Here is a 26,089-nt window from a genome sequence, read left to right as displayed (position 1 = left end):
TGGGTGAAGGCATGACGGCAGTCAATGAACAGGCAGCACGCCGGACGGTTGTCGTGGGCCTCGGCGACTCGGGGTTCGCCTGTGTCCGTCACCTTCAGGCGGCCGGTGGTCAGGTGACGGTTCTGGACACCCGGCAACGGCCGCCCCATGCCGATCGGCTCGGCCAGGACTACCCCAGCGTGCCCGGGTATTTCGGGGGCCTGCCGACTGACTGGCTGACTGGCGCCGATCAGGTTGTACTCAGTCCCGGCATTGATCCCCGGCTGCCGGCTCTGCAGCCGGTCTTCGAGGCCGGCATCCCGGTCATCGGCGAAATCGAGCTGTTTGCCCGGTCGGTGAACGCACCGGTGATCGCCGTTACCGGCTCCAATGGCAAAAGCACGGTTACCACCATGCTCGGCGCCATGGCCGAAGCCGCTGACGTGCCGGCCGCAGTGGGTGGCAACCTCGGGCCGCCTGCCCTGGATCTCCTGCATCAACAGCCCCATGCCCCGTTGTTCATTCTGGAGCTTTCCAGCTTTCAGCTGGAGACCACGCAATCACTCCGGCCAACGGCGGCGGCCGTGCTCAATCTCAGCCCGGACCACCTGGATCGGTATGACGGCGTTGGTGACTACGCCGATGCCAAGGCACGGATTCTCGAGGGCGCGGAGTCGGCGGTTCTTAACGCCGATGATCCGATGGTGACGGGGATGGCCAAATCCGGCCAGACCACCGTCTGGTTTTCTGGCAGGGGGTCATCCCGGGGTACGCGCTGGACGCTCGGCGGCACCCCCGGTGATCTATGGATCAGTCGGGCCGGTGAGCGGTTCCTGCCGGTTGCCGCTCTGGCCGCCAGCGGCCGACACAATGCGGTGAACGCGATGGCGGCGCTGGCGCTGGGTGAAGCGGCCGGATTTTCTGCCGACGCCATGTGCCGGGCCTTGAGAGAATTTCGGGGCCTTCCCCACCGCATGGAGTCTCTCGGGCAGCGGCGGGACCGCTTCTGGATCAATGACTCCAAAGCCACCAACGTGGGGGCCGCCGTGGCGGCAGTGAACAGTACCGACACGCCGGTGGTGCTGATCGCGGGTGGCGATGGCAAGGGCCAGCGATTCCAGGCACTTGCTGAAGCACTGCAGGACGGCGGCCGAGCGGCGGTGGTGTTCGGCAAGGACCGGGAGGCAATGGCGGCAGCGCTCCGGGCGGCGGCACCCGTTGATCAGGTCACGGACCTCGACGAAGCCGTCAAACGGGCGCTGGCGCTCTCCTGTCCCGGGGACACCGTGCTGCTGTCGCCGGCCTGCGCCAGTCTCGACCAGTTCAGCAGCTATGAGGCTCGCGGCGTACGGTTTCGCGAGTTGGTGGAGGGGCTGAAAGATGATGACTGAAGCCGCCCTCCGCCCGCGTCTGGCTGCTCTGCTGACCCAGCGACGTCAGATCCTCGAGGATCTGGATCGCTCCCTGCTGGTCGCCCTCGTTGCCATTGTCGGGCTGGGTCTCGTCATGGTGGCGTCGAGTTCGGTGGCGGTGGCCGAGCAATCCGGCAGTGGCCCGCTGCACATGCTGCTGCGACAGTTGATGTTTCTGCCGCTGGGCCTGCTGCTCGCCTCGCTGGTGCTTGGTACTCCTCTGGCACGGATCGAGGCGTACGCGGGACCGTTGATGCTGGCCGCGGTGTTTCTGTTGCTGCTGGTGCTGGTCCCCGGCGTCGGTCGCGAGGTTAACGGCGCCGTTCGCTGGATTCCGGTGGGGCCAGTGAATGTGCAGGTCTCAGAGGTGGCGCGGGTGCTGCTGCTGGTGTTTGTTGCCAGTCACCTGAGTCGGCATGCCGAGGCGGTGCGTCACTCCCTGCGTCCGCTTTTCAGTCCGGCACTGGTGCTCGGCATTACAGGTGTCCTGTTGCTGGCGCAGCCGGATTTCGGGGCACTCGCCATTCTCGCGGCAACGGTGGGGGCGATGATTTTCATCGCCGGCGTCCCGCTCGGTTTTTCCCTGGGTATCTCCACCCTCGGTGGCCTGGCCGGCATGGCGCTGATGCATGCCTCCCCCTATCGACTGGAGCGCCTGATCGCCTTTCGCGATCCCTGGGCCGACCCATTCGATAGCGGGTTCCAGCTCACTCAGTCGCTGATTGCCGTGGGCCGTGGCGAGTGGTTCGGAGTGGGCCTGGGCAACAGTGTTCAGAAGCTGTTCTACCTCCCCGAGGCCCACACCGACTTTGTCTTCGCCGTGCTGGCGGAGGAGCTTGGTGTTGTGGGCATGACGGTGGTGATCGGACTCTACGCTTTTGTCGTGTTGCGTGCCTGTCTCATCGGCGGTGGGGCATTGCGGAGCGGCAACCTGTTTGCCGGCCTGCTGGCCTGCGGTATCGGGGTGTCGCTGGGGCTGCAGGCGTTCGTGAACATGGGTGTCAATCTTGGGTTGTTGCCCACCAAGGGGCTGACTCTGCCGCTCATGAGCTATGGCGGCAGTAGCCTGATCATGACCCTGGTCGCCATGGGGCTGCTGCTCCGAATCGACTACGAGCAACGTCGAGCCAGCCGGGCGGCCAGCCAGCTGACTCGAACGAGGCGGGTGTCATGATGCGGGGACCCGTCATGATTGCCGCCGGAGGCACCGGTGGACATGTTTTTCCCGCGCTGGCCGTGGCCGACTGGCTGGGCCGGCAGAGTATTCCGGTGGTCTGGCTCGGAACGCCGTCGGGGCTTGAGTCTCGAGTGGTGCCGGACGCCGGTCTGCCGCTGGAAACCGTTACTGTGAGCGGCCTGAGGGGGCGCGGTCTGCGTGGCTGGGGGCTGGCGCCCTGGATGGTGGCCCGGGCTTTTACAGAATGCCGGCGAATTCTGAAACGGCACAACCCGGCTGTCATGCTCGGCATGGGGGGATATGTCACCGGCCCGGCTGGCATGGCGGCTCGACAGCAGCGTTGTCCGCTGGTCATTCACGAACAGAACGCCATCGCCGGGCTCACCAACCGCTGGCTGGCCCGCCTTGCGAGACGGGTACTGACCGGCCTGGATGCCCCATTCCCCGGCAATCAGTCGTCGACTTTTGTGGGTAACCCGGTGCGTGCCTCCATTGCCGAGGTTGCCGCACCCGGGCAGCGCTATGCGGGACGCACGGGTCAACCCCGGCTGCTGGTGGTGGGCGGAAGTCTGGGTGCTTTGCAACTCAATCAGGCCGTGCCGGCGGCAATCGCCCGCCTGCCCGCCGCGCTCCGCCCGGTGGTGCGCCATCAGTCCGGAGAGCGGACCATGGACGCCGCCGCGTCAGCCTATGCGGAGGCCGGGGTGGAGGTCACCCTGGAGCCATTTATTGACGACATGGCCTCTGCTTACGAGTGGGCGGATCTGGTGGTTTGTCGAGCCGGCGCTCTCACTGTCTCGGAACTCTCAGTAGCCGGCGCTCCGGCGATTCTGGTGCCATTCCCCCATGCTGTGGACGACCACCAGCGGGCCAATGCCGGCTTCCTGGTGGAAGCCGGCGGTGCGCGTTTGCTGCCGGACGAAAAATTCAATGCGCAATCCCTGGCGGCGGAGTTGGAGAGTCTGCTGGGTGACCGGGATGAGTTACGCCGAATGGCGGAGGCCAGCCGTCAACAGGGGCGCCCCGATGCCGCCCGTGAGGTCGCAGGCATCTGCATGGAGGTCGCCCGATGAGTGCGTTCGAGACGGTGTCCAGTCGAGGCGGTCCGGGTTCCATGGGTCAGGTGCGCAGGCTGCACTTTGTCGGTGTCGGTGGCGCGGGCATGGGCGGTATTGCCGAGGTGCTGCTGAATCTGGGCTACCAGGTCAGTGGTTCGGATCTGCAGACCAACGCCATGACCACGCATCTGGAGTCTCTGGGTGCGCGGGTGTATGTGGGTCATGACGCCGAGCATCTGGCCGAGGCAGACGCGGTGGTGATTTCCAGCGCGGTGACCGCCGATAACCCGGAGGTGGAAGCGGCCCGGGCGCGTCGCCTCCCGGTGGTGCCACGGGCCGAAATGCTCGCAGAGCTCATGCGCTTCCGCTTCGGGATTGCGGTGGCCGGCACCCATGGCAAGACCACCACCACCAGCCTGATTGCCAGCATTCTGGCCGAGGCGGGGATGGACCCGACCTTCGTGATCGGTGGGCGCCTGAATAGCGCCGCCAGTCACGCCCGGCTCGGCAGCGGTCGCTACCTCGTTGCCGAGGCGGACGAAAGCGACGCGTCATTCCTTTATCTCAATCCCATGCTGGCGGTGGTGACCAACATCGATGCCGATCATCTCGGCACCTACGATGGCAGTTTCCACCGGCTTCGCAGCACGTTTGTCGAGTTCATTCATCATCTGCCGTTCTACGGCCTGGCGGTGCTTTGCGACGACGACCCCGAAGTACGCGGTCTGCTGCAGGAGCTGTCTCGGCCGGTGCGCACCTACGGATTCGACGCGTCGGCGGATGTTCGGGCGGTGGATGTCGTCCCCGATGAGGCCTGCACCCGGTTTGTCGTCCAGCGGCTGGGTCAGCCGCCGATGCCGATTCAGCTGAATCTGCCGGGCCGACACAATGTGCTCAATGCTCTCGGCGCAATTACCGTCTGTGAGGCGCTGGAGGTCCCGGATGCCGCTATTCAGCGCGCCCTGGCCGGATTTTCCGGGATTGGTCGTCGTTTCCAGCGCCTGGGGGACATCGATGTTGCCGGGGGCACCGCGCTGCTCATGGATGACTATGCCCACCACCCGCGGGAGATTGCGGCGGTGCTGGAAGCCCTGGAGGCCGGCTGGCCGAAACGCCGCAAAGTGGTGATATTTCAGCCGCATCGTTATAGCCGCACCCGCGACCTTTTCGACGACTTTGTCCGAGTCCTGAGTGGCACCGAGGTCCTTCTGGTCACCGAGGTCTATCCCGCCGGTGAGGCACCCGTCGCGGGCGCCGATGGCCGCAGCCTGTGCCGGGCCATTCGTCAGCGTGGCCAGGTGGACCCGATCCATGTCAGCGGCCTGGATGAACTCCACGAGGTGCTGCCAGGCCTGCTGAGGGCCGACGACATTGTCATCACTCTGGGCGCTGGCAGCATCGGCGGCGCCCTGCCTCGGTTAATCGCCGAGGGGGAGGCGTCATGACGGCGTTGCGTGGCCGATTCCGTCGGGAGGTGCCCATGGCCCGCTACACCACCTGGCGAGTGGGGGGCGCGGCAGAGCGGCTGTACGAGCCGGCAGACGCCAGCGATCTCGGGGCGTTTCTTTGCAGTGACCTGGCTGTGCCGCCGATCTTCTGGGTCGGTCTGGGCAGTAACCTGCTGGTACGAGACGGTGGTCTGCGTGGCTCGGTGATCCGCCTTCACAAGGGGCTGTCTTCCCTCGAGGACCTCGGGTCCGGACGTGTGCGGGCCGGTGCCGGGGTCCCCTGCGCCAAGCTGGCCCGCTGGTGTGCCCGTCGCGGCTATGGCGGCGGCAGTTTTTTTGCCGGCATCCCGGGAACCCTCGGCGGTGCGTTAGCCATGAACGCGGGTGCCTGGGGCGGTGAGACCTGGGCCCAGGTGGAAAGTCTGCAAACCGTGGATTGCCACGGTGTGATCCGCCACCGGCCCGGTACCGACTTCCGTGCCGGCTATCGCCATCTCGAGGGGCCAGCGGATGAGTGGTTCACCGAGGCCGTGCTGGTGTTCTCTCCTGGTGAGGATCCCGCGGCACTTCAACAGGAAATGCGTCGTCTGCTGGGGGAGCGGTCCCGTTCCCAACCCACGGGCCAGCCCAGCGGCGGCTCGGTGTTCCGGAATCCGCCGGGAGATCATGCCGCCAGGCTCATCGAGACGGCCGGCCTCAAGGGCTGTGCCCGGGGCGGAGCCCGCGTCTCGGAAAAGCACGCCAACTTCATCGTCCACGACGGCACCGCCTGTGCCGCGGACATTGAGTCCCTTATCCATCAGGTGCGCTCCACGGTGCTCGAAGTGCACGGCGTGGAGCTGCATCCCGAGGTCCGAATTGTCGGGGAGGCCGCTGATGATCGATAACCGGCATCAGCCTTCAGCGGCAGACATGGGCAGGGTGGCCGTCCTGGCCGGCGGGCGGTCCGCGGAGCGGGCGGTTTCGCTGAAAAGTGGAAGCTGCTGCCTTGAAGCCCTGAGGGCCAGCGGTGTTCAGGCCGAGTTGGTGGATCCGGCAGCCGTCAATCTGCAGGACCTGACCCGTTTCGATCGCGCCTTCATCGCGCTGCATGGCCCCGGGGGCGAGGACGGCACGATTCAGGGCGCGCTGGAGACGCTGGGGCTCCCCTACACCGGCAGCGGTGTTCTGGGCTCGGCCCTCGGCATGGACAAACATCGCACCAAGCAGATCTGGCAGGCCCGGGGGCTGCCCACCCCGGAATATCGCGTTGTTCGCCAGCGTCACGAGTTGCCGGAGGTCGCCGGTTCGCTGGGTATGCCGCTGTTCGTCAAACCCCTCACCGAGGGCTCCAGCCTGGGTACCACCCGAGTGGATGACGCCTCGGCCCTCGAAGCCGCCTGGGATGAGGCCAAGACCTTCGGCGATGCCGTGCTGGTGGAGCGCTGCGTTCGCGGCGCCGAATACACCGTTGCCGTGCTGGGGGACGAGGCATTGCCGGCGATCCGCATTGAGGTGGCCACGGACTTCTACGATTTCGACGCCAAGTATCGCTCCGAAGCCACCCGCATGGTGATTCCCTGCGGACTCGGGGAAAGCACCGAGCATCAGCTGGCGGAGCTGGCCGTTGAAGCTTTTCGGGCCATTGGCGCTTCCGGTTGGGGTCGAGTGGATGTCATGGCTGACCAGGCCGGGCGGTTCTGGCTACTGGAGGTCAACACGATCCCGGGAATGACGGATCACTCGCTGGTGCCGGCGGCAGCGCTGGCCGCCGGCCTGGATATGAAAGCGCTGGTCTGGCGGATTTTGCTGACGAGCTGGAGGCATGGTGACGATCGGTGATGCTGCGATGGCGCCAGTTGGGACGGTGGCTGATGGGACTGGTCGCACTGGCGACACTGGCCTGGGGCGGCATGTGGGCGCTCGACCACGGGTCGGAGACCGCCGTGCTGCCGCTGGAGACAGTACGTTTCGATGGCGACCTGGAGCGGCTCAGCGAGGCGGAGCTTCGGGAGGCGGTTTCCGCGCATCTTCAGGGGGGGCTGCTGGGGGTGGACGTTGCCGCTTTACGCCGCGGGGTGGAGGCCCTCCCCTGGGTAGATACGGCAACGGTCCGTCGGGTCTGGCCGGACACGGTTCGCATCACCATCCGCGAGCAGCAGCCGGTGGCCCGCTGGGGCGAGGTGGCCCTGATGAATGCGAAGGCTCGCGTTTTTCAGCCGCGGACTCTGCCGGATGGTCTGCCTTCTCTGACCGGCCCGCCTGGCAGTGCGGCGCGAGTGCTCGAGCAGTACCAGGCATTGCGCCTGGCTCTAACGCCACTGGGGCTGGAGCCCATTGGCCTGGATCTGGACGAACGCCGAGCCTGGACCGTGGAGCTGGCCGACGGTGGCCTGATCCGCCTGGGCCGCGAGGATACCCAGTCGCGGATCGAGCGACTGATCAGGGCCTGGCCCCGAATCACACCGGCGCAGGATCAACGGATCGCCGTGATCGACCTGCGCTATCCCAACGGATTTTCCCTGCGTTGGACGCAGGATGAGGACTGAGACGATGACGCGCAAACAGGAACGCAATCTGCTGGTGGGCCTCGATATCGGCACCTCCAAGGTGGTGGCCATCGTCGGCGAAATGCAGGCCGATGGCGACGTGGAGGTGATCGGCCTGGGATCCCATCCTTCCCGCGGATTGAAGAAGGGTGTCGTGGTCAATATCGAGTCCACCGTCCAGTCCATTCAGCGGGCGGTGGAAGAAGCGGAGCTCATGGCCGGCTGCGAGATTCACTCGGTTTACGTGGGTATCGCCGGCAGCCACGTCCGGTCGCTCAATTCCCATGGCATCGTCGCCATCAAGGAAAAGGAAGTCACTCAAAGCGACGTCGACCGGGTGCTGGACGCCGCCCGCGCTGTGGCCATTCCGGCAGACCAGGAGATCCTGCACACCCTTCCCCAGGAATACATCATCGACAACCAGGAAGGCGTACGGGAGCCGGTGGGGATGTCCGGCGTTCGGCTGGAGGCCAAGGTGCACATGGTCACCGGGGCGGTGAGCGCGGCACAGAACATTGTCAAATGCATCCGCCGCTGCGGCCTGGAGGTGGACGACATCATTCTGGAGCAGCTTGCCTCCAGTTATGCCGTGCTCACCGATGACGAAAAAGAGCTGGGTGTCTGCCTGGTGGACATTGGAGGCGGTACCACAGATATCGCCGTGTTCACCGATGGCGCCATCCGCCATACCGCGGTGATTCCCATTGCCGGCGATCAGGTGACCAACGACATCGCCGTGGCTTTGCGCACGCCCACCCAGCACGCCGACGAGATCAAGATGCGCTATGCCTGCGCGCTCTCTCAATTGGCGAGCACCGAAGAAACCATCGAGGTGCCCTCGGTGGGTGACCGGCCGCCGCGGCGTCTTGCTCGCCAGACCCTGGCAGAAGTGGTGGAGCCTCGCTACGAGGAGCTGATGTCACTGGTGCAGGCGGAACTCCGCCGCAGTGGTTTCGAGGACCTCATTGCCGCCGGCATGGTGCTCACCGGCGGCAGCTCGAAGATGGAAGGCGCCGTGGAGTTGGCCGAGGAGGTATTCCATACCCCGGTACGACTCGGCCTGCCACAGCACATGACCGGGCTGACCGATGTCGTCCGGAATCCGATCTACGCCACGGGGGTGGGGCTGCTGCATTGCGGCCATCGCCATCGTGGTGACCGTCATCCGTCGTTCACGACTTCCGCGCGGGGCTTCGGCGCGGTTCTGAACCGGATGCGGGACTGGTTCAAGGGTAATTTTTGATGCGTCACAGGAGGGCGAGCGATGTTTGAGCTTATGGACTCTTTTAATCAGAACGCGGTGATCAAGGTGGTCGGAGTCGGTGGTGGCGGCGGCAACGCCGTGCAGCACATGGTGGCCGCTGACGTGGATGGCGTGGACTTCATCTGCGCCAATACCGACGCCCAGGCACTTAAGAACAGTGCGGCACGAACCCCGTTGCAACTGGGACAGGAGATCACCAAGGGACTGGGCGCTGGCGCCAACCCGACGGTGGGCCGGGAAGCGGCCGAGGATGACCGCGAGCGAATTGCCGAGGTGCTCGAGGGTGCCGACATGGTATTCATTACCGCCGGCATGGGGGGTGGTACCGGCACCGGTGCGGCACCGGTGGTGGCCCAGATCGCCAGGGAAATGGGCATCCTGACCGTGGCCGTGGTCACTAAACCGTTTCCTTTCGAAGGCAAGAAGCGCATGAGCGTGGCCGAAGAGGGGATTCGGGAGCTCGAGCGTGAAGTCGACTCTTTGATCACCATCCCCAACGAGAAGTTGCTCTCGGTGCTTGGCAAGGAACTGACACTGCTGAATGCATTCAAGTCGGCCAATGATGTCCTGCTGGGCGCGGTCAAGGGCATTGCCGAGCTGATCACCCGACCGGGCCTGATTAATGTCGACTTCGCGGATGTGCGCACCGTGATGTCCGAGATGGGCATGGCGGTGATGGGATCCGGGGAAGCAGCCGGTGACAATCGGGCCCGGGAAGCGGCACAGCGCGCCATCGCCTGCCCGCTGCTCGAAGACGCCAACATCGCGGGAGCCCACGGCATTCTTGTGAATGTCACGGCGGGCCTGGACCTCTCCATCGGGGAATTCGATGAAGTCGGTCAAGCGGTCAAGGAGTTCGCGTCCGAGGATGCCACGGTGGTTGTCGGCACCGTGATCGATCCCGAGCTGGAGGGTGAGCTGCGGGTCACCGTGGTCGCCACGGGCCTTGCTCCCGTCGGTGTCAGCGCCGAGCCGGCTCCGACCCCTCGACTGGTGACTCGCAAGGCCAGCGGAGACGTTGACTACGAGGCGCTGGAACGGCCGGCCGTTGCACGCCGGCGTGCCGCCGCGCAGGGGAGTGCCGCCGAGCCGGACAGTGACATGGAATACCTGGATATTCCGGCATTCCTTCGACGTCAGGCGGACTGAGTCAGGGCGAGAGCCCGATGAAGGGGATTCTGCTAAACTCCCGGCGAAGTTTTGGGGGCATAACGGTTGAGTTGGTAACACGATGATTCGACAACGCACGCTGAAGAACAGCATTCGGGCAACCGGTGTTGGGCTGCATACGGGTGAAAAGGTCTTTCTGACACTCAGACCGGCCCCACCCAACACCGGCATCCGATTCTGCCGAATCGATCTCGACCCGATCGTGGAAATTGCCGCTCATCCCGAAAATGTCGGGGATACGGTGCTGTCCACCTGCCTGGTCAAGAATGGCGTTCGGGTGTCCACCGTCGAGCATCTGCTGTCGGCCATGGCGGGCCTGGGGATCGATAACGCCTATGTCGATCTGTCCGCGCAGGAAGTCCCCATCATGGACGGCAGTGCCGGTCCATTTGTCTTTCTGATCCGATCAGCCGGCACCCAGGAGCAGGATGCCCCCAAGCGATTCGTGCGGATCACCCGTCCCCTGCACATCGAGGATCCGGACGGCAAGTGTGTCAGCTTCGAACCCTATGACGGGTTCAAGGTGAGCTACACCCTGGACTTCGATCACCCCGTGTTCAAAAGCGATTCACGGACCGCCGAGGTGGATTTTTCCTCCACCTCATTCGTCAAGGAAGTCAGCCGGGCGCGGACCTTCGGCTTCATGCGTGATATCGAGCAGCTTCGGCAGAACAACCTGGCCCTGGGTGGCAGCCTCGACAACGCCATCGTGGTGGACGACTACCGCGTGCTGAACGAGGACGGCCTCCGCTATCAGGACGAATTTGCCAAGCACAAAGTGCTGGATGCCATCGGTGACCTGTACCAGCTGAATCGCAGCCTGATCGGCGCCTTCCATGGGTACAAGTCCGGCCACGAGATGAACAATCGGCTGCTTCGGACGCTATTGCAGCAGAGCGACGCCTGGGAAGAGGTCACCTTCGAGTCGGAAGACGAGGTGCCAATCGCCTACGACCAGCCGATACCCGTCGCCTGACCGGCGCGATCACTTAGCCCGGTGCCGGGCAAGACGGCGCAGCGCGTCTGCCAGTGCCGGGTGATCGATGGCGCCTGCGGTCTCTTCCAAAATTCTGGCCGAGTCCGGGCTGAGGCGGTGGCCGGCCGAGCGGTGCCGGGTCTGGCGGGCCGCCGCCACCCGAATCTGTAATTGCGCCGGCCGCGAGCCCAGAAGCGACGCCGCCGCATTCAACAGGTCGCGCTGGTGGCCGCGGAGGACCGTCGCCCAGACCGGGCTCTCCACCGAGATGACCAGCGCCGCCCTGGTCAGCGCGGCCACCTGCCAATGGCCGGCCATACGGGCCGGCAGGCTCCGTCCAAGCTCCGCCGTGGCGTCCTCCAGTAGCCGGGTTCGACGCTGCAGCGAGGCCAGATCACCCCGCTGGCGCTTCATGACCTGGCGCAATGGCACCGGTCCGCGTCGCTGTTTCGTTCCCATGGCTGTCCTGATTTTCCTTTCAGCGATGCGCTATAGTACCGGGTCATTCACATTACAACGCCAATCGGACCTCTCATGTTGAGCGGAATCGCAAAAAAGGTCTTCGGCAGTCGCAACGAACGCCTCGTCAAGCGACTTCAACGCCGGGTCGCCCGAATCAACGAGCTCGAGCCGCGGATGTCCGGCCTTGATGATGAGGCGCTGCGGGACTGCACGGCCCAGTATCGCGAGCGGGTCGCGGCCGGTGAGTCACTGGAGGATCTGCTGCCCGAAGCCTTCGCCGTGGTGCGGGAGGCTTCCCGGCGCACGTTGGGTCTTCGTCATTTTGATGTTCAGCTGATCGGCGGCATGGCCCTCCATCAGGGCCGGATTGCCGAGATGAAAACCGGCGAAGGCAAAACCCTGGTCGCGACCCTGGCGGCCTACCTCAATGCCCTGTCCGGCCAGGGCGTTCACATCATCACCGTTAATGAATACCTGGCGCGACGCGATGCCGAATGGATGGGGCGCATCTACCGCTTCCTGGGGCTGGAAGTCGGCGTCGTGGTGCCCGGAATGGATGGCGAGACCAAGCGCGCCGCCTACCAGGCCGATATCACCTATGGCACCAACAACGAGTTCGGTTTCGATTACCTGCGCGACAACATGGCGCTGCGGGCCGAGGACCGGATGCAGCGGGGCCGGCACTTCGCCATCGTTGACGAGGTGGACTCCATTCTCATCGACGAGGCCAGGACGCCGCTGGTCATCTCTGGCAAGGCCGAGCAGTCCAGTGACCTTTACGTCAGCATGAACGGGATTGTCCCCAAGCTGCAGCGCCAGGAAGAAGAAGAGGGGCCGGGTGATTACTATCTGGATGAAAAAGGCCGACAGGCCTTCCTGACCGAAGACGGTCAGGAGCGGGCCGAGGAGCTCCTGCAGGAAGCGGGGCTGCTGGCGCCCGACGAAAGCCTTTATGACGCCCGCAACATCGCCATGGTGCATCATCTGAACGCGGCACTACGGGCTTACACGCTCTTTCAGCGGGATGTGCACTATCTGGTTCGTGACGGCCAGATTGTCATCGTTGATGAATTCACCGGGCGGGCCATGCCCGGGCGCCGCTGGTCCGAGGGTCTGCACCAGGCCATCGAGGCCAAGGAAGGTGTGGAAATCCAGGCGGAGAACCAGACTCTCGCCTCCATCACCTTCCAGAATTTCTTCCGTCTCTACGACAAGCTCTCGGGCATGACCGGTACGGCGGATACCGAAGCCTATGAGTTTCAGCATATCTATGGGCTGGAAGTGGCGGTGATTCCCACCCATCGGCCCATGGCGCGTCAGGACCACCATGACCTGGTATTCCTCAATCAGGATGACAAATACGCCGCCATTGTTGATGACATCAAGGATTGCAATGAGCGGGGACAGCCGGTGCTGGTGGGGACCACCTCCATCGAGAGCTCGGAACTGATCTCCGATGCGCTGCGCAAGGCCACGATTCACCATGAGGTGCTCAACGCCAAACAACATGAGCGTGAGGCCGGGATCATCGCCCAGGCGGGCCTCCCGGGTGCGGTCACCATCGCCACCAACATGGCCGGCCGCGGCACCGACATCGTCCTGGGTGGCAACCTGGATGTGGAACTGGCAGACCTGGGCGAGGATGCCACCGAAACCCGCCGGGAACAGCTCCGGGCGGATTGGCAGAAGCGCCATGATGCGGTGGTGGAAGCCGGCGGGCTGCACGTCATTGGGACGGAACGGCACGAGTCCCGCCGCATTGATAACCAGCTCCGGGGCCGCTCCGGCCGGCAGGGTGATCCGGGTTCAACCCGTTTCTTCCTGTCGCTGGACGACAGCCTGCTGCGGATTTTCGCCTCCGAGCGGGTGTCCGGGATGATGCAGCGGCTGGGCATGCAGGAGGGCGAGGCCATCGAGAGCGGGATGGTCTCCCGGGTCATCGAAAACGCCCAGCGCAAGGTCGAGGCCCATAACTTCGACATTCGAAAAAACCTCCTGGATTTCGATGACGTCGCTAATGACCAGCGGCGGGTGATTTACGCCCAGCGCAATGAGCTGCTGGAGTCCGAGGATATCTCCGGGACCATCGTCGACATGCAGAACGATGTCCTCGGCGACCTGATCAACGCCCACATGCCGCCGGGCACCATCGAAGAGCAGTGGGATGTGCCGGCGCTGGAAGAGGGCGTCCAGTCCCAGTTCGGTGTTGAAGCGCCGGTGCAGTCCTGGCTGGACGAGGACCATGAGTTGGACCCCGATGGCGTCCGGCAGCGCCTCGAAGAGCGCGTCGCCGCCCACTACGAAGCCAAGGAAGAGGCGGTGGAAGCCATTGGAGTGAATATGCGGGAAGTGGAAAAGAGCTTCCTGCTGCAGGTGCTGGACAATCAGTGGAAGGAACACCTCGCCGCGATGGACTTCATGCGCCAGGGGATCGGCCTGCGTGGCATGGCTCAGCGCAACCCCAAGCAGGAGTTCAAGAAAGAAGCCTTCGGGATGTTTCAGGAGATGCTGGAGGGTATCAAGCGCGAGACCATCCGCATCCTCTTCAATGTCAATGTGAGAAGCCCTGAAGACGCTCGGGCGGCGGAGGAAAAGCGCGAGGCCGAGCAGGCCCGGGCCATGCAGTTCCAGCACGCCGAGTCGAATGCGCTGCAGGACGACCCGGAGCGGGCCGCCGCCGGTGAAAGCCGCGGTGGTCAGACGGCGGCTGCCAATCGGCAGCCTTTCGTTCGGGGCGAGCGCAAGGTCGGGCGCAACGAGCCTTGCCCCTGTGGTTCCGGCAAAAAGTACAAGCAGTGCCATGGCAAGCTTTAGCGGGCGACTCAGCCATGGCCGTTGGTGACTCGCCCCTGCCGCCGCTTCATCCGGTGGCCGGGGTTCGACTGGCCTCCGGTGAGGCCGGGATTCGTCGGACCGGGGAGCGGGATCTGGTGGTGCTGGAGCTCGGCGAGGCGACCCGGGTAGCCGCCACGTTTACCCGCAACCTGTTTCGGGCGGCGCCGGTTCGCATTGCCGAAGCACATCTTGCGGCCGGAGCACCGCGATACCTGCTGATCAACACCGGCAATGCCAATGCGGGCACCGGTGCCGGCGGCGAGTCAGCGGCCCGCTCCAACTGCCAGGCGCTGGCCACTCTGGCCGGCTGCCGTGCCGAGCAGGTGATTCCGTTCTCCACCGGAGTCATCGGTGAGCCCCTGCCGGCGGATCGCATCGATGCGGCGCTGCCGGATCTGCTTCAAGCCATGACGGCGGACGGCTGGGCGGAGGCGGCCGATGCCATTCGCACCACCGACACCCGCCCCAAGGGCCGAAGCCGGTTTCTGGCTCTGGACGGCGGCACGGTGACGCTAACGGGCATTGCCAAGGGGTCGGGGATGATTCGCCCGGACATGGCGACCATGCTCGCGTTTGTCGCCACCGATGCCGACATTCCCGATGACCTTTTGCGGCGGCTCCTGCGGCTGGCCGTCGCCGAGAGCTTCAACCGCATCACCGTGGATGGCGACACCTCCACCAATGATGCCTGCGTGTTGATGGCCACCGGCGAGAGCGGCGTCCAGCTGGATCCCGAGGACACGGATCTGACTCGTTTTCGCGAGGCCCTGACCCTCCTCTGCCAGGAGCTGGCCCGGGAGATTGTTGCTGACGGGGAGGGCGCCACGCGGGTGGTCAGTGTGCGGGTTCGGGAAGCGGCCAGCGTCGCTGAAGCCGAGAGAACGGCATTTACGGTGGCTGAATCGCCGCTGGTCAAGACCGCCCTTTTTGCCGGCGACCCCAACTGGGGGCGGATTCTGGCAGCGGTGGGCCGATCCGGAATAGCGGACCTTGCGGTGGAGGCGGTTGCCATCGGCATCGACGACGTTGCCATCGCCGAGGGCGGCTGCGTGAGTCCGCATTATGACGAGGCCGAGGCCGCCAGGCGCATGGCGCAGGAGTCGTTCACCCTGGATATTGCCCTCGGCCGGGGCGACCACCAGGCCACCGTCTGGACCTGCGATCTATCCTACGAATACATCCGGATTAATGCCGACTACCGCAGCTGACGGTCATGGCCTCTGAGCCACTGCGGGTTGCGGTGGGTGTGGTCCAGGACCCGGCGGGTCGGGTGCTGATCACTCGCCGACATGCTCACCTCCATCAGGGGGGGTTGTGGGAGTTCCCCGGGGGCAAGATCGAGCCGGCGGAGACCACGGAAAACGCTCTGGCACGCGAGCTTCGTGAGGAACTGGGCATCGAGGCTGTCGACTCGGAGCCGCTCATTTCCATCCCCTGGAGCTACCCGGACAGACAGGTGGTACTGGAGGTTCGCCGGGTTACCCGCTACCGCGGTCATGCCACGGGACTCGAGGGGCAGCCACTGAGCTGGGTGCTGCCGGCGCATCTGAATGCGACCGACTTCCCGGCCGCCAACCGACCGATCATCGCCGCGCTACGCTTGCCGGCCCACTATGTCATCAGCCCGGATGCCGGCGACGAGAAAGGATGGCTGGCGGCGCTGGACCGTGTGCTGGCGCGGGGCCATCGGCTGGTCCAGTTCCGTGTCCGGCCAGCCAGGAAGGGTCGATCTGCGTTGGCAGCAGAGGCCCTGAACCGCTGCCGGCGTGCCGGCGCCTGGCTTTTGATCAATGGCGATCCGGCGCTTGCCGAACACATTGGAGCAGATGGACTCCATCTGCCGAGTCATCAACTGGGCCGGATTACCCAGCGACCGCTGCCGGCGGACCGGTGGGTGGCGGCTTCCTGCCACAACGATCAGGAGCTCGCCCGAGCCGCCACACTCAACCTGGATTTTGCCGTTCTGAGCCCGGTGGCCCCCACCGCCAGCCATCCCCATGCCGAGCCGCTGGGATGGCCACGTTTTGCGACATTGGTGGCGGAGGCGACTCTGCCGGTTTACGCGCTGGGTGGCATGCGTGTGGGTGATGCGGAGGTCGCCCGCGAGCATGGTGGCCAGGGCATCGCCGCAATCAGTGGCCTTTGGGATCAGTCCTGATCCCGCTCCGTCTCATCGGGAGACTCCAGGTCGACGGGCTCCCCGGGTATGCGGTGGCTTTCCTCAAACCACTGCCCAAGGTCGATGAGACGGCAGCGTTTCGAGCAGAACGGCCGATATTCGGATGCGTCCGTCCAGGGGACCTCGGCTCCGCAGTTCGGACAGGATACGGTCATGGTGGATTCAGATGACGCAGCGCTCGAGGGTGAAGGATACATCGCTCGTTACCTGCTGAGGACGCTCGCCTTTCTCTGGCTGGTGAAGGAAACGGACGTTGCAATAATGTCGGCTGCCGCTGATCTCGGGATACCACGCTGTCCCGGCGGGCAGGATAACGCGGAGCATCTGGTAGGGATTGTCGTGATCGAGGACTGTCTGATAACCGCCCGCTAAAGCCATTTCCGGTGTCGGGTCCGCGCTGCCCCGAAGCAGCCTGAGCACCAGGGCGGTGCCATTCCTGGTCAGGGCGAAGGCCTCCTGCCACTCCCGCAGTAGCTGGCGTCGTTCGTCTGCGGGAGATTCCAGCCATAAATGGAAACCCGGCAGATCGAAGGCACAGGTTCCGCCGAGCACGCCGGCCCGCTGCTCGATGGCGAGGAGAAATTCATTGTCCCGGATGACCGGCGGAAAACCCGTTGGCGCCTCCCGCAGATGCTGGCTGACCCCGGCTACCTCGTTGAGCAGGGGCGCCAGCCGATCCTTGTCGACCCCGGCCATGGATTGAAGCTTTTCGAGGTTGGTCTGCATCCGGCCCAGTTCTTTCTGCAGTTCGGACCTTACATCGCTTCGGGAGAGCAGGGCCTTGATATCCAGAAGTGCGTCCACCGCCGCCCGGGTATGCCAGGGGCTGTCCCCCTGAGCTCCGAAGGCCAGCTGCTTGAACAGGAATTCCAGTCGCAGGAACGTGCGAATACGCTCATTGAGCGGGTACTCGTACGTGATGACCGAAGCGGGTGATGGCTCTGCGCTCATCCATTCTCCCAAGGAAAATCAATGCCATATTGTCCATGACGGCGAGACGCGCGGCAATCACCCGTGCTGTTGTGCCAGCTGCTGGTACTTTTCATGAAGGCGCTGGACTGCCTCGTCCAGCGCGCCGAGGTCGCTGGTGTTCCTGATCACGTCGTCGGCGGCCTCCAGTCGCCGCGCCCGTGGCGTCTGCGCCGCAATCATGCGCCGCGCGCCGGTTTCATCCACATCATCCCGCTCCATGAGGCGCGATCGCTGCAGGGATTCCGGTACATCCACCACCAGCACCCGGTCCACATCCTTGTCCCAACCCGCCTCCACCAGCAGTGGAACCACGACCACCGCGTAGGCGGACGCTGCCGATGCAACGCAGGTCCGGACCCGATCCCGAATCAGAGGGTGCGTGATGGCCTCGAGGGCCGCGCGCTCTTCAGGTGCGCTGAAAACCCGGTCGCGGAGGGCCTGCCGGTCCAGTCGGCCGTCGGCTCTGACCACTGACGGACCGAAGCGGGCTCTGATGGCTTCGAATCCCGCCGTATCCGGTTCGACGATCTCCCGGGCGAGTTGGTCGGTGTCGACCACCGTCACGCCCTTCTGGGCGAAGCGATCGCTGACCGCCGTCTTGCCGCTGGCAATGCCGCCGGTGAGGCCGACTACCAGCCGGGGGCGTGAATTGTCTCCGGGCATTGAGAGTTCCGGTCTATAACGCTGGATCCAGCAGATGCGGATTCCACATTAACGTGATCCAGGCAGCACTGGCGAGCCAGGGCCCGAAGGCCAGGGGCGTGCCCACCGCCCCACGGCCTCTCAGCGCCTTTGCTCCGGCCCACAGGGCACCGCCGATGGAGGCCATGGTGATCACGGTCAGCAGTGGCGTTGGTCCGAGCCACGCGCCGATCATCGCCAATAGCTTGAAATCGCCATGGCCCATCCCGGACTGCCCGGTCAGCGATTCGTATGCAGCCGCCGGGACGCGCAGCAGCAGGTAGCCGCAGGTGGCTCCCAGAATCGCTGTGACCGGGTCATGCAGGGGCACGACGGCGGCGAGCAGGAGGCCTCCCCACAGACCGCTCAGCGTCAGGCAGTCCGGGAGAAGGTGGGTGTCCTGGTCGATGATGGCCAGCGTGATCAGCCAGGCGGTCAGCAGGGCGGCCGAGGCGCCGGTAACGCCCCAGCCAAACCGCCAAAGGACCAGGCTCATGAGCACGCCGCTGAGGCCTGAAATGACGATGGCATGCCGACATCTGCCGGCGGACCCCGAAAGCGGGGACGAACCAGTGGCTCCTGCAAACTGCCACTCCATCCACGCCGGGATGCGTTGTACGGCTAAGGCCATGATGGGACCTGTCAGGAGGCCCAGGAGCAACCCGCCAAGGATTGGTTCCAAACCCGCCGGGAGTCCGGAGCCGCCGATCATATCGCCGCCCCTAACTGGAACACGGGCAGGTAAATGGCGAGCACCAGTCCACCGATGATCAGCCCAAGAAGGGTCATGAGCACCGGCTCGACCAGGGCGCTCAATCCATCCAGATCCCGATTGACCGATTCTTCGGTCAAGGTAGCCACCCGGTTGAGCATTGCCGCCAGCTGACCGGTTTCCTCCCCAACCGCGACCATCTGGGTCAGGGTCTCGGAAAACTGCCCGGTGCCGGCGATGGAGGCCTCAAGGTTCCGTCCGTCGTCGAGGGAAACGGCGATATCCACCACCGCCTGCTCATAGATCCGGTTGCCCATGGAATCGGCAAGCGATGCCAGTGCATCCGCCAGGGGCATGCCCGCCTCGTTCATGAGAGCGAGCAGCCCGGCGAATCTTGCTTCCATGACCCGGCGAATCAACGGACCCGCCACCGGGAGTCGAAGGATGATCTGATCCCGGGTCCGACGCAGACGGGGGAGCCGCATGGCGACGGTTGATGCCGTCGCCATGCCGGCGCCCAGGATCGCCGCCAGGAGCCAGCCTCCGCCACGGAGCCAGTCCGAGGCACGGATAAGCATCTGAGTGAGCGCGGGCAATTCGGCACCGAAATCCCGAAACATGGACTCGAATCGCGGCATGACGAAGCCCAGCAGCATCAACGCCACGGTGGCCGCGATGCCAAGGACCAGTAGCGGATGCATCATGGCCCGGCGGAGCTTCTGGCGAACCCGTTCTCCGCGCTCACGATGGTCGGCAATTCGTGGCAGCAGGCGGTCCAGGGCACTGGCCTGTTCTCCGGCCCGAATCAGGCTACAGAGCAGTGTGTCGAAGACACCGGGATGATCCGTCATGGCCTCGGCCAGGGAACGTCCGGTGGCCACATCATCCCGAACCGTCCCGATGACCGTCAGGAGTGATCCCCGCATTTCCCGACCGCTCATCTCCAGCGCCTGAACCATCGGAATGCCGGACGCCACCAGCACTGACAGGCGCCTTAAAAATCCGGCCAGCTGGCCGGATTTGACTCCCGGTGTTCGCGATCTGAGGAGCCACTCCGCCCACTCCGGCAGTGGGCTGGCGTTCTCCAGCGCGATGCCCCGTCGGCGCAAATGCAGCCGCAGGGAACGGCAATCCGGGCTTGGTGTGACGCCACGCCGGTGACGCCCGTCGGCATCGGTGCCCTGCCATCGCCAGGCCTTCACGGTCATGACGACCCCAGGGCTCGCTCCACCTCGGTGGCGGATACCAGCCCCTGCCGAACTTTTTCCTGAGCAGACTGGCGCAGGTCCGGCAGTCCCCGCGCCCGGGCCAGCCGGTTGATCGCTGTCGCCGTCTCCCCATCATTGATGGCGGTGGCGATGTCACCGTCCACTGGCAGGCATTCATGAATGCCAATTCGACCCGAGCCGCCCTGATCGCCGCATCGGCGTACCAGCCGCTGAGCGATGATGAGGTTAATGGAAGCCGCGATGCTCCAGGGCGGGATACCCATGTTGATCAGACGCGTGACCGCCCCCGCGGCGTCGTTGGTATGCAGGGTGGAAAGCACCAGATGGCCGGTCTGGGCGGCCTTGATGGCGATTTCCGCGGTTTCCCGGTCACGGATTTCGCCGACCATGATGATATCGGGATCCTGCCGGAGAAAACTGCGAAGAACCTGGGCGAAATCGAGCCCGATTCGGGGATTGATGGACACCTGGTTCACGCCGGGGAGGTTGATCTCTACCGGATCCTCGACACTGAGAATATTGCGGGTGGGATCATTGAGCTCCCGCAAGCCGCTGTACAGGGTCACCGTCTTGCCCGAGCCGGTGGGCCCGGTGACCAGAATCATGCCGTGGGCGGCATGGAGGGCCCGACGGTACTGATGCAGCTGGGCCTGACTGAGCCCGATGTCGGTGATCGCCAGCTGGCCGGTGGCGGAGTTGAGAAGGCGCAGCACCAGCTTTTCACCGTGAAGGGTCGGGCAGACACTGAGGCGGAAGTCCACTGGACCGTTTCCGGAGGTCGCGAGCCTCAGCCGGCCATCCTGCGGCAGCCTTTTTTCGGCGATGTCGAGGCGCGCCATGACCTTCAGGCGGGAGCTCAGCCGGGAAGCCATGGCAGCGTTGGGAGTGGCCACCTCGTGCAGCTGACCGTCCTGACGGAAGCGGATCCGGCAGCTGTGCTCGAAAGGCTCGATATGGATATCCGAAGCGCCTTCCCGGACGGCTCGCAGCATGAGCCGATTGACGTAGCGGACCACCGGTGTGTCCGACGCCAGACGCGGCTCGCTGTCGCGGACTTCCATCGCCCGATCGTCCCCCAGATCCTGATCCATGGGACCCAGCATCTGGTTGATCCGGTCCCCCAGCGCGTCATCTTCGGCCAGAACCGCTATCGTCGGTAATCCGGTGTGGAACCGGATTTCGTCCAGCGCCTGAATATTGGCCGGGTCGGAAACCGCTACCCGCAGATAGCCATTGTGTTGATCCAGCGGAAGCGCCCGGTGGCGACGCAGCAGCTCCGGTTCGAGCTGGTGGATAAATTCGGGGCGGGGGTGCAGCGCATCGGCCGGGACCAGCGGCATGTCGAACACGCCGGCCGCCACCTCGGCCAGCTCGGCCGCAGGGATCAGGCCGCTGTCCAGCAGGTGCTGCATCAACGGGATGCCGGCGGCGCGGGCGGCCTGCTGGGCATCATCCATGCTTTCAGCGGTGATCAGCCCTTCGGCGATCAGTTCACGGGATAGTGCGGGACGCGTGGGGACCCGGGACATGGTGCATTCCGCTGTGGCCTGCGAAAGACCTGATTCCAGCAGACGCCATCAACCCTGTCCGTTAACGGGTTGGCAATGGAGCGGAAAATTGATGGTCGGGGTGACTGGATTCGAACCAGCGACTCCTGCCTCCCGAAGACAGTGCTCTACCAAGCTGAGCTACACCCCGATGGATGCCTCAGTAATTGCGTCCCACCGAGAAGCGGGCCAGCTCACCGAGGGCCTCACGGAAGTCGCTGGAAGGAAGCGCTTCTAACGCCTTTTCAGCCAGCCCGGCTTCCTGTTTGGCAAGGTCGCGAGTATAGGCAATCGACCCGGTGTGCGCAATTGCTTCACGGACCGTTTCCATGGCGCCCCGATCACCTTTGCGAATGGCCTCCCGGAGCCGTTCCGCCCGATCCGGATCCGCATGCTCGATGCCGTGGATCAGGGGCAGCGTCGGCTTGCCCTCTGCCAGGTCATCACCCAGATTCTTGCCGATGGTGTCGGCGTCCCCTTCGTAGTCCAGGACATCATCCGCCAGCTGGAATGCGGTGCCCAGGTGACGCCCGTAGTCGGCAGCGGCGGCCACCAAATCCCGATTGCCCGGGGTTACGAGCATGGCGGCGAGCTGACAGCCAGCCTCGAACAGTACCGCGGTCTTGCGGTAGATCACTTCCCGGTAGCGGGCCTCGGTGACCTCCGGGTCATGGACATGCATCAGTTGCATCACTTCGCCTTCGGCGATGCGGTTGGTGGTTCGGGAGAACACCGCCATGGTGGCCATGTCGTCCAGTTCCACCATCATTTCGAAAGCCCGGGTGTACAGGAAGTCGCCGACCAGGACACTGGCCTCGTTGCCCCACAGGTGATTGGCCGTTTCCCGCCCGCGACGCACCACCGATTCGTCGACGACGTCATCATGCAGCAGGGTGGCGGTATGGATGAGTTCCACTGTCGCCGCGAGTAAAGCGTGGCGATCGCCGGCCAGCTCCCGGTCCATGGCCCGTGCCATCAGAACCGTTACCATCGGCCGCAGCCGCTTGCCGCCACCGCCGATAATGTAGCTGCCCAGCTGATTGATCAGGGCCACGTCGGAGCGCAGTCGGTTCTGCACGATGTGATCGACTGCGGCCATGTCGCCGCCGACTCGATCACGGATCCGGGCGATTTGCATGTGACTAGACCCTGAGGGTGGTTGGAGTCCGGCATGCTAGAAAGGGGGGTAGGGGGTGTCAAGCACTCAAAAGCCCGTTTCAACGGGGCTCACGGCGGTGCTGGTGGCTTGACCCGGGGCGAGTCCACCGCTATCCTTTCGCGGCTTTGAATCACTGTCCTGGAGTTTTCGATGTACGCGGTAATCAAGTCGGGTGGCAAACAGTATCGAGTCGCCGAGGGGGACGTGCTGCGGGTCGAAAAGCTGAACGCCGAGACCGGCGACACGGTTTCCTTTGACGAGGTTCTGCTGGTCGCTGACGGCGACGACATTCGAGTCGGAACGCCCCGGGTGGACGGCGGCCGGGTGTCCGCCGAAGTGGTTGACCAGGCCCGTGCCCGTAAAATCGAGGTGGTGAAGTTCAAGCGCCGCAAGGACTATGAGCGGCACTATGGCCACCGTCAGCATTACACCGAAGTTCGAATCACCGGCATCCAGGCCGGCTAAGACGTCCAAAGCGGAGACAGATCGATGGCACATAAAAAGGCAGGCGGCAGCACGCGCAACGGTCGCGACTCGCAATCCAAGCGTCTGGGTGTGAAGCGCTTCGGCGGCCAGGCCGTCATTGCGGGCAACATTCTGGTGCGCCAGCGTGGTACCCATTTCCATGCCGGCGACAATGTGGGTATCGGCAATGACCACACACTGTTTGCCAAGACGGATGGCCAGGTGGTGTTCAGCCGCAAGGGCCCGCACAAGCGCCGTGTGGTGAGTGTGCAGCCGGCGGGCTGATTCACTCGCCAAGGCGTCGGACGAGCCCCGCCCCGTGCGGGGTTTTTTGATTGTGGCGGAAGTACTGGCATGAAGTTCGTTGACGAGGCTCGGATTCGGGTGGGTGCCGGAGATGGCGGCAACGGCTGTGTGAGCTTCCGCCGTGAAAAGTACATCCCGTATGGCGGGCCCGACGGTGGGGACGGCGGCAACGGCGGCAGTGTCTGGCTGGAAGCCGATCCCGGACTGAACACGCTGGCGGACTTCCGCCACGCCCGCCACTATGCCGCCGAGCGCGGCCACAACGGGCAGGGACGGCAGATGGCGGGCCGTGCCGGTGAAAGCATCGTCATCCCGGTGCCGGTGGGAACGCTGGTCCGGGACGTGGACACCGACGAGGCGATCGGTGATCTGACGCGCCCGGGCCAGCGCCTCTGTGTGGCCGAGGGGGGTCGCGGCGGTCTTGGCAACGTGCATTTCAAAAGCTCCACCAACCGTGCACCCCGACAGTCGGTCCCCGGGACACCCGGCGAGAAAAGACAGTTGACACTGGAGTTGCAGCTGCTCGCCGATATCGGGTTGCTCGGCACGCCAAACGCTGGCAAGTCCACTTTCCTGCGGGCAGTGTCTGCGGCTCGTCCGCGGGTGGCGGACTATCCCTTTACCACCCTCTACCCTGGACTGGGGGTCGTGCGGGTTGGGCCGGGCAGCAGTTTTACCGTGGCGGATATCCCCGGGCTGATTGAGGGGGCGGCGGAGGGCGCGGGCCTGGGCATCCGCTTTCTGCGTCATCTGTCCCGAACCCGACTCTTGCTCCATGTGGTGGACGCTGCGGGCCTTTACGACGAGCGCGATCTCGCCCGTGAAGTCAGTTCGGTGGTGGGTGAGCTAGCGGCCTACAGCGAGACTCTGGCCAGTCGTGAGCGTTGGCTGGTGCTTAACAAGGCGGACCTTTTCCCCGAGGACGAACGCGCCCGGGTTCTGGATGAGCTGAAAGCCTCCCTCGGCTGGAGCGGCCCGGCATTCTTTGTCTCGGCGGAAACCGGCGACGGGGTTCGGAGCCTGTGTCAGGCGGTGATGCAGAGGCTCCAGGCAATGGACGAGGATCAACAATGAACGCACGCCAGGCCCTGACGGACAGCCGCCGGTGGGTGGTGAAGGTTGGCAGTGCCCTGGTGACGGACAATGGCCGGGGTCTGGACCACGAACAGATCCAGCGCTGGGCCTCGCAGATCGTGGCGGCCCGCGCCCAGGGGGTGGAGGTGGTGCTGGTGTCTTCCGGCTCCGTGGCCGAGGGGATCCAGCGGCTGGGCTGGGCCCGCCGCCCCAGCGCCCTGCATCACCTGCAGGCTGCCGCAGCGGTGGGACAGATGGGCATGGTGCAGGCCTATGAGTCCGCGTTTCAGCGGTTTGGGCTGAAAACGGCCCAGGTGCTGCTGACCCACGAAGACCTGGCGGATCGTCAGCGTTATCTGAATGCCCGTGTCACCCTGCGTGCGTTGCTGGAGGTCGGGGTCATTCCGGTGGTCAACGAGAATGACACGGTGGCCACCGAAGAGATCCGCTTCGGGGACAACGACACACTGGCGGCGCTGGTCAGCAATCTCATCGAGGCCGATCTGCTAGTGCTTCTCACCGACCAGCAGGGACTCTTCGAGGCAGATCCCCGGGTGGTCCCGGATGCGGCGCTGATCAACGAGGCCCAGGCGGACGACAAGCGGCTGGAAGCCATGTGCTCGGATGCGCCGGGCGTGCTGGGCAGCGGCGGCATGCGCGCCAAAGTGCTCGCCGCCCGTCGGGCCTCCCGGGCCGGCGCGGCGACGTTGATCGCCTCGGGCCGGGAGGATGATGTGTTCTCAAGGGTGCTCGCCGGGGAGGCGCCGGGCACGCTGTTGACTCCGTCCCAGGCGCGCCTGGTGGCCCGCAAGCAGTGGCTCGCCGGTCAGTTGCAGGCTCGGGGCCGTCTCTGGCTGGATGCCGGCGCGGTTCGCGTGTTGCGGGACCAGGGCCGGAGCCTGCTGTCGGTGGGTGTGAGAGAGGTCGAAGGCGAATTCCGGCGCGGCGAAATGGTGGCCTGCGTGGACGAGGCCGGTGATGAAGTGGCGCGAGGGCTGGTCAATTATGACTCCCAGGCTGCCCGGGCGCTGTGCGGGCAGCCCAGTCATCGTATCGAGTCGCTATTGGGTTATGTCACCGAGCCGGAGCTCATTCACCGCGACAATCTGGTACTGACCGGCTGAGTGCCGACCGCTGGGCCGTCCAGGATGACGGCCTCAGGCCAGACCCTTGATCTGCTGCGCCAGCCGGCTCTTGTGGCGAGCGGCTTTGTTGCGGTGAATCACACCGCGAGTCGCCATCCGATCGAGCACCGGAACGGCCTCGGCGTACGCGGCCTCGGCGGCGGCCCGATCGCCCTTGGCGATGGCAACGGTCACCTCTTTGAGTTTGGTGCGCATCATCGAGCGACGGGCCTGATTGTGACGGCGCCGGATTTCGGCCTGACGGGCGCGTTTTCTGGCAGAGGCGATATTGGCCAACGGGCTGCTCCTGTTGAAATCTGTGTCCGGGAGAA

Annotated in this window: 26 protein-coding genes and 1 tRNA gene; 17 read left to right on the top strand and 10 right to left on the bottom strand. The window is 64.8% G+C overall.

Annotated elements, in window-relative coordinates; genetic code table 11:
* The first annotated feature begins 11 nt into the window (after positions 1–11).
* The 10 genes from murD (at position 12) to lpxC (ending at position 11,012) form a co-directional block, all read left to right on the top strand.
* The gene (gene murD, locus GJ672_RS07700; RefSeq protein ID WP_154296642.1) at positions 12–1,370 is read left to right on the top strand and encodes a UDP-N-acetylmuramoyl-L-alanine--D-glutamate ligase; all 1,359 of its coding nucleotides are present in this window, start codon (positions 12–14) and stop codon (positions 1,368–1,370) included.
* Entirely contained in the window at positions 1,363–2,565 is a 1,203-nt protein-coding gene (gene ftsW / locus GJ672_RS07695; RefSeq protein WP_154297093.1) for a putative lipid II flippase FtsW, read from the top strand. The genes murD and ftsW overlap by 8 nt, the downstream gene beginning before the upstream one ends.
* Positions 2,562–3,641 carry an undecaprenyldiphospho-muramoylpentapeptide beta-N-acetylglucosaminyltransferase gene (gene murG / locus GJ672_RS07690; RefSeq protein WP_154296641.1) on the top strand — a complete coding sequence of 360 codons (1,080 nt, stop codon included), beginning with the start codon at positions 2,562–2,564 and terminating at the stop codon, positions 3,639–3,641. Before ftsW ends, murG begins: the two co-directional genes overlap by 4 nt.
* Positions 3,638–5,071: a UDP-N-acetylmuramate--L-alanine ligase gene (gene murC, locus GJ672_RS07685; RefSeq protein WP_154296640.1), complete on the top strand. Its 1,434-nt coding sequence runs from the start codon at positions 3,638–3,640 to the stop codon at positions 5,069–5,071. Before murG ends, murC begins: the two co-directional genes overlap by 4 nt.
* Positions 5,068–5,961: a UDP-N-acetylmuramate dehydrogenase gene (gene murB / locus GJ672_RS07680; RefSeq protein ID WP_154296639.1), complete on the top strand. Its 894-nt coding sequence runs from the start codon at positions 5,068–5,070 to the stop codon at positions 5,959–5,961. Before murC ends, murB begins: the two co-directional genes overlap by 4 nt.
* Positions 5,951–6,895, top strand: coding sequence for a D-alanine--D-alanine ligase (locus tag GJ672_RS07675; RefSeq protein WP_154296638.1), 945 nt, complete (start codon positions 5,951–5,953; stop codon positions 6,893–6,895). The genes murB and GJ672_RS07675 overlap by 11 nt, the downstream gene beginning before the upstream one ends.
* Positions 6,896–6,927: 32 nt before the next feature.
* Positions 6,928–7,602: a cell division protein FtsQ/DivIB gene (locus GJ672_RS07670; RefSeq protein WP_195759483.1), complete on the top strand. Its 675-nt coding sequence runs from the start codon at positions 6,928–6,930 to the stop codon at positions 7,600–7,602.
* A 4-nt stretch (positions 7,603–7,606) separates the two neighbouring features.
* Positions 7,607–8,845: a cell division protein FtsA gene (gene ftsA / locus GJ672_RS07665; RefSeq protein WP_154296636.1), complete on the top strand. Its 1,239-nt coding sequence runs from the start codon at positions 7,607–7,609 to the stop codon at positions 8,843–8,845.
* Between the two features lie 21 nt (positions 8,846–8,866).
* Positions 8,867–10,015, top strand: a complete 1,149-nt coding sequence (gene ftsZ, locus GJ672_RS07660; RefSeq protein ID WP_154296635.1) for a cell division protein FtsZ — start codon at positions 8,867–8,869, stop codon at positions 10,013–10,015.
* An 82-nt stretch (positions 10,016–10,097) separates the two neighbouring features.
* Positions 10,098–11,012 (top strand): UDP-3-O-acyl-N-acetylglucosamine deacetylase, encoded by a 915-nt coding sequence (gene lpxC / locus GJ672_RS07655; protein WP_154296634.1) that lies wholly within the window; start codon positions 10,098–10,100, stop codon positions 11,010–11,012.
* A 9-nt stretch (positions 11,013–11,021) separates the two neighbouring features.
* Here the strand turns inward: lpxC and GJ672_RS07650 are convergent, their stop codons facing one another.
* On the bottom strand, positions 11,022–11,471 hold the full coding sequence (locus tag GJ672_RS07650) for a DciA family protein (protein WP_154296633.1): 450 nt from the start codon (positions 11,469–11,471) through the stop codon (positions 11,022–11,024).
* Positions 11,472–11,546: 75 nt separating this feature from the next.
* Here GJ672_RS07650 and secA point away from each other — a divergent pair, with 75 nt between their 5' ends.
* Genes secA through GJ672_RS07635 form a run of 3 tightly spaced genes read left to right on the top strand, consistent with a single transcriptional unit; the run spans position 11,547 to position 16,467 of the window.
* Positions 11,547–14,288 carry a preprotein translocase subunit SecA gene (secA, locus tag GJ672_RS07645; RefSeq protein ID WP_154296632.1) on the top strand — a complete coding sequence of 914 codons (2,742 nt, stop codon included), beginning with the start codon at positions 11,547–11,549 and terminating at the stop codon, positions 14,286–14,288.
* A gap of 14 nt (positions 14,289–14,302) precedes the next feature.
* Positions 14,303–15,517 carry a bifunctional glutamate N-acetyltransferase/amino-acid acetyltransferase ArgJ gene (argJ, locus tag GJ672_RS07640; protein ID WP_154296631.1) on the top strand — a complete coding sequence of 405 codons (1,215 nt, stop codon included), beginning with the start codon at positions 14,303–14,305 and terminating at the stop codon, positions 15,515–15,517.
* Positions 15,518–15,522: 5 nt separating this feature from the next.
* A complete protein-coding gene (locus GJ672_RS07635) occupies positions 15,523–16,467 on the top strand; it encodes a Nudix family hydrolase (protein ID WP_154296630.1) in 945 nt (314 codons plus the stop codon).
* Here the strand turns inward: GJ672_RS07635 and yacG are convergent.
* The 8 genes from yacG to GJ672_RS07595 form a co-directional block, all read right to left on the bottom strand.
* Entirely contained in the window at positions 16,458–16,643 is a 186-nt protein-coding gene (yacG, locus tag GJ672_RS07630; protein ID WP_229381860.1) for a DNA gyrase inhibitor YacG, read from the bottom strand. The genes GJ672_RS07635 and yacG overlap by 10 nt on opposite strands.
* A 7-nt stretch (positions 16,644–16,650) precedes the next feature.
* Positions 16,651–17,439 carry a cell division protein ZapD gene (gene zapD / locus GJ672_RS07625; protein WP_154296628.1) on the bottom strand — a complete coding sequence of 263 codons (789 nt, stop codon included), beginning with the start codon at positions 17,437–17,439 and terminating at the stop codon, positions 16,651–16,653.
* 57 nt (positions 17,440–17,496) lie between these two features.
* Positions 17,497–18,123, bottom strand: a complete 627-nt coding sequence (coaE, locus tag GJ672_RS07620; RefSeq protein ID WP_154296627.1) for a dephospho-CoA kinase — start codon at positions 18,121–18,123, stop codon at positions 17,497–17,499.
* Positions 18,124–18,136: 13 nt separating this feature from the next.
* Positions 18,137–18,637: an A24 family peptidase gene (locus GJ672_RS07615; protein WP_195759482.1), complete on the bottom strand. Its 501-nt coding sequence runs from the start codon at positions 18,635–18,637 to the stop codon at positions 18,137–18,139.
* 212 nt (positions 18,638–18,849) lie between these two features.
* Complete coding sequence (locus GJ672_RS07610; protein WP_154296625.1) at positions 18,850–20,061, bottom strand: type II secretion system F family protein; 1,212 nt, start codon at positions 20,059–20,061, stop codon at positions 18,850–18,852.
* Positions 20,058–21,611, bottom strand: coding sequence for a GspE/PulE family protein (locus tag GJ672_RS07605; RefSeq protein WP_154296624.1), 1,554 nt, complete (start codon positions 21,609–21,611; stop codon positions 20,058–20,060). The genes GJ672_RS07610 and GJ672_RS07605 overlap by 4 nt, the downstream gene beginning before the upstream one ends.
* A gap of 92 nt (positions 21,612–21,703) precedes the next feature.
* Positions 21,704–21,780 (bottom strand) — tRNA-Pro (locus GJ672_RS07600).
* Between the two features lie 9 nt (positions 21,781–21,789).
* Entirely contained in the window at positions 21,790–22,767 is a 978-nt protein-coding gene (locus GJ672_RS07595) for a polyprenyl synthetase family protein (protein WP_154296623.1), read from the bottom strand.
* A gap of 171 nt (positions 22,768–22,938) precedes the next feature.
* Between GJ672_RS07595 and rplU the strand changes: the two genes are divergently transcribed.
* The 4 genes from rplU (at position 22,939) to proB (ending at position 25,757) form a co-directional block, all read left to right on the top strand.
* Positions 22,939–23,253 (top strand): 50S ribosomal protein L21, encoded by a 315-nt coding sequence (rplU, locus tag GJ672_RS07590; RefSeq protein ID WP_154296622.1) that lies wholly within the window; start codon positions 22,939–22,941, stop codon positions 23,251–23,253.
* Between the two features lie 24 nt (positions 23,254–23,277).
* Positions 23,278–23,538 carry a 50S ribosomal protein L27 gene (rpmA, locus tag GJ672_RS07585; protein ID WP_154296621.1) on the top strand — a complete coding sequence of 87 codons (261 nt, stop codon included), beginning with the start codon at positions 23,278–23,280 and terminating at the stop codon, positions 23,536–23,538.
* 69 nt (positions 23,539–23,607) lie between these two features.
* Positions 23,608–24,633 carry an Obg family GTPase CgtA gene (gene cgtA, locus GJ672_RS07580; RefSeq protein WP_154296620.1) on the top strand — a complete coding sequence of 342 codons (1,026 nt, stop codon included), beginning with the start codon at positions 23,608–23,610 and terminating at the stop codon, positions 24,631–24,633.
* Entirely contained in the window at positions 24,630–25,757 is a 1,128-nt protein-coding gene (gene proB, locus GJ672_RS07575) for a glutamate 5-kinase (protein ID WP_154296619.1), read from the top strand. Before cgtA ends, proB begins: the two co-directional genes overlap by 4 nt.
* A gap of 33 nt (positions 25,758–25,790) precedes the next feature.
* Here the strand turns inward: proB and rpsT are convergent, their stop codons facing one another.
* On the bottom strand, positions 25,791–26,054 hold the full coding sequence (rpsT, locus tag GJ672_RS07570; RefSeq protein ID WP_154296618.1) for a 30S ribosomal protein S20: 264 nt from the start codon (positions 26,052–26,054) through the stop codon (positions 25,791–25,793).
* Positions 26,055–26,089 lie beyond the last annotated feature (35 nt).

It is taken from the genome of Spiribacter sp. 2438, assembly GCF_009676705.1.
Lineage (GTDB): Bacteria > Pseudomonadota > Gammaproteobacteria > Nitrococcales > Nitrococcaceae > Spiribacter.
The sequence above is the reverse complement of the archived record's forward strand: the minus strand, read 5'-3'. Positions and strand labels throughout refer to the sequence as shown.

Coding starts and splice junctions, on each gene's coding strand:
- GJ672_RS07675 (WP_154296638.1), top strand. CDS start 5,951: ATGATCGATAACCGGCATCAGCCTTCAGCGGCAGACATGGGCAGGGTG.
- GJ672_RS07670 (WP_195759483.1), top strand. CDS start 6,928: ATGGGACTGGTCGCACTGGCGACACTGGCCTGGGGCGGCATGTGGGCG.
- murD (WP_154296642.1), top strand. CDS start 12: ATGACGGCAGTCAATGAACAGGCAGCACGCCGGACGGTTGTCGTGGGC.
- proB (WP_154296619.1), top strand. CDS start 24,630: ATGAACGCACGCCAGGCCCTGACGGACAGCCGCCGGTGGGTGGTGAAG.
- zapD (WP_154296628.1), bottom strand. CDS start 17,439: ATGAGCGCAGAGCCATCACCCGCTTCGGTCATCACGTACGAGTACCCG.
- murG (WP_154296641.1), top strand. CDS start 2,562: ATGATGCGGGGACCCGTCATGATTGCCGCCGGAGGCACCGGTGGACAT.
- murB (WP_154296639.1), top strand. CDS start 5,068: ATGACGGCGTTGCGTGGCCGATTCCGTCGGGAGGTGCCCATGGCCCGC.
- secA (WP_154296632.1), top strand. CDS start 11,547: ATGTTGAGCGGAATCGCAAAAAAGGTCTTCGGCAGTCGCAACGAACGC.
- GJ672_RS07650 (WP_154296633.1), bottom strand. CDS start 11,471: ATGGGAACGAAACAGCGACGCGGACCGGTGCCATTGCGCCAGGTCATG.
- yacG (WP_229381860.1), bottom strand. CDS start 16,643: ATGACCGTATCCTGTCCGAACTGCGGAGCCGAGGTCCCCTGGACGGAC.
- GJ672_RS07635 (WP_154296630.1), top strand. CDS start 15,523: ATGGCCTCTGAGCCACTGCGGGTTGCGGTGGGTGTGGTCCAGGACCCG.
- GJ672_RS07595 (WP_154296623.1), bottom strand. CDS start 22,767: ATGCAAATCGCCCGGATCCGTGATCGAGTCGGCGGCGACATGGCCGCA.
- ftsZ (WP_154296635.1), top strand. CDS start 8,867: ATGTTTGAGCTTATGGACTCTTTTAATCAGAACGCGGTGATCAAGGTG.
- murC (WP_154296640.1), top strand. CDS start 3,638: ATGAGTGCGTTCGAGACGGTGTCCAGTCGAGGCGGTCCGGGTTCCATG.
- GJ672_RS07605 (WP_154296624.1), bottom strand. CDS start 21,611: ATGTCCCGGGTCCCCACGCGTCCCGCACTATCCCGTGAACTGATCGCC.
- GJ672_RS07610 (WP_154296625.1), bottom strand. CDS start 20,061: ATGACCGTGAAGGCCTGGCGATGGCAGGGCACCGATGCCGACGGGCGT.
- coaE (WP_154296627.1), bottom strand. CDS start 18,123: ATGCCCGGAGACAATTCACGCCCCCGGCTGGTAGTCGGCCTCACCGGC.
- ftsA (WP_154296636.1), top strand. CDS start 7,607: ATGACGCGCAAACAGGAACGCAATCTGCTGGTGGGCCTCGATATCGGC.
- GJ672_RS07615 (WP_195759482.1), bottom strand. CDS start 18,637: ATGAGCCTGGTCCTTTGGCGGTTTGGCTGGGGCGTTACCGGCGCCTCG.
- ftsW (WP_154297093.1), top strand. CDS start 1,363: ATGACTGAAGCCGCCCTCCGCCCGCGTCTGGCTGCTCTGCTGACCCAG.
- rplU (WP_154296622.1), top strand. CDS start 22,939: ATGTACGCGGTAATCAAGTCGGGTGGCAAACAGTATCGAGTCGCCGAG.
- argJ (WP_154296631.1), top strand. CDS start 14,303: ATGGCCGTTGGTGACTCGCCCCTGCCGCCGCTTCATCCGGTGGCCGGG.
- lpxC (WP_154296634.1), top strand. CDS start 10,098: ATGATTCGACAACGCACGCTGAAGAACAGCATTCGGGCAACCGGTGTT.
- cgtA (WP_154296620.1), top strand. CDS start 23,608: ATGAAGTTCGTTGACGAGGCTCGGATTCGGGTGGGTGCCGGAGATGGC.
- rpmA (WP_154296621.1), top strand. CDS start 23,278: ATGGCACATAAAAAGGCAGGCGGCAGCACGCGCAACGGTCGCGACTCG.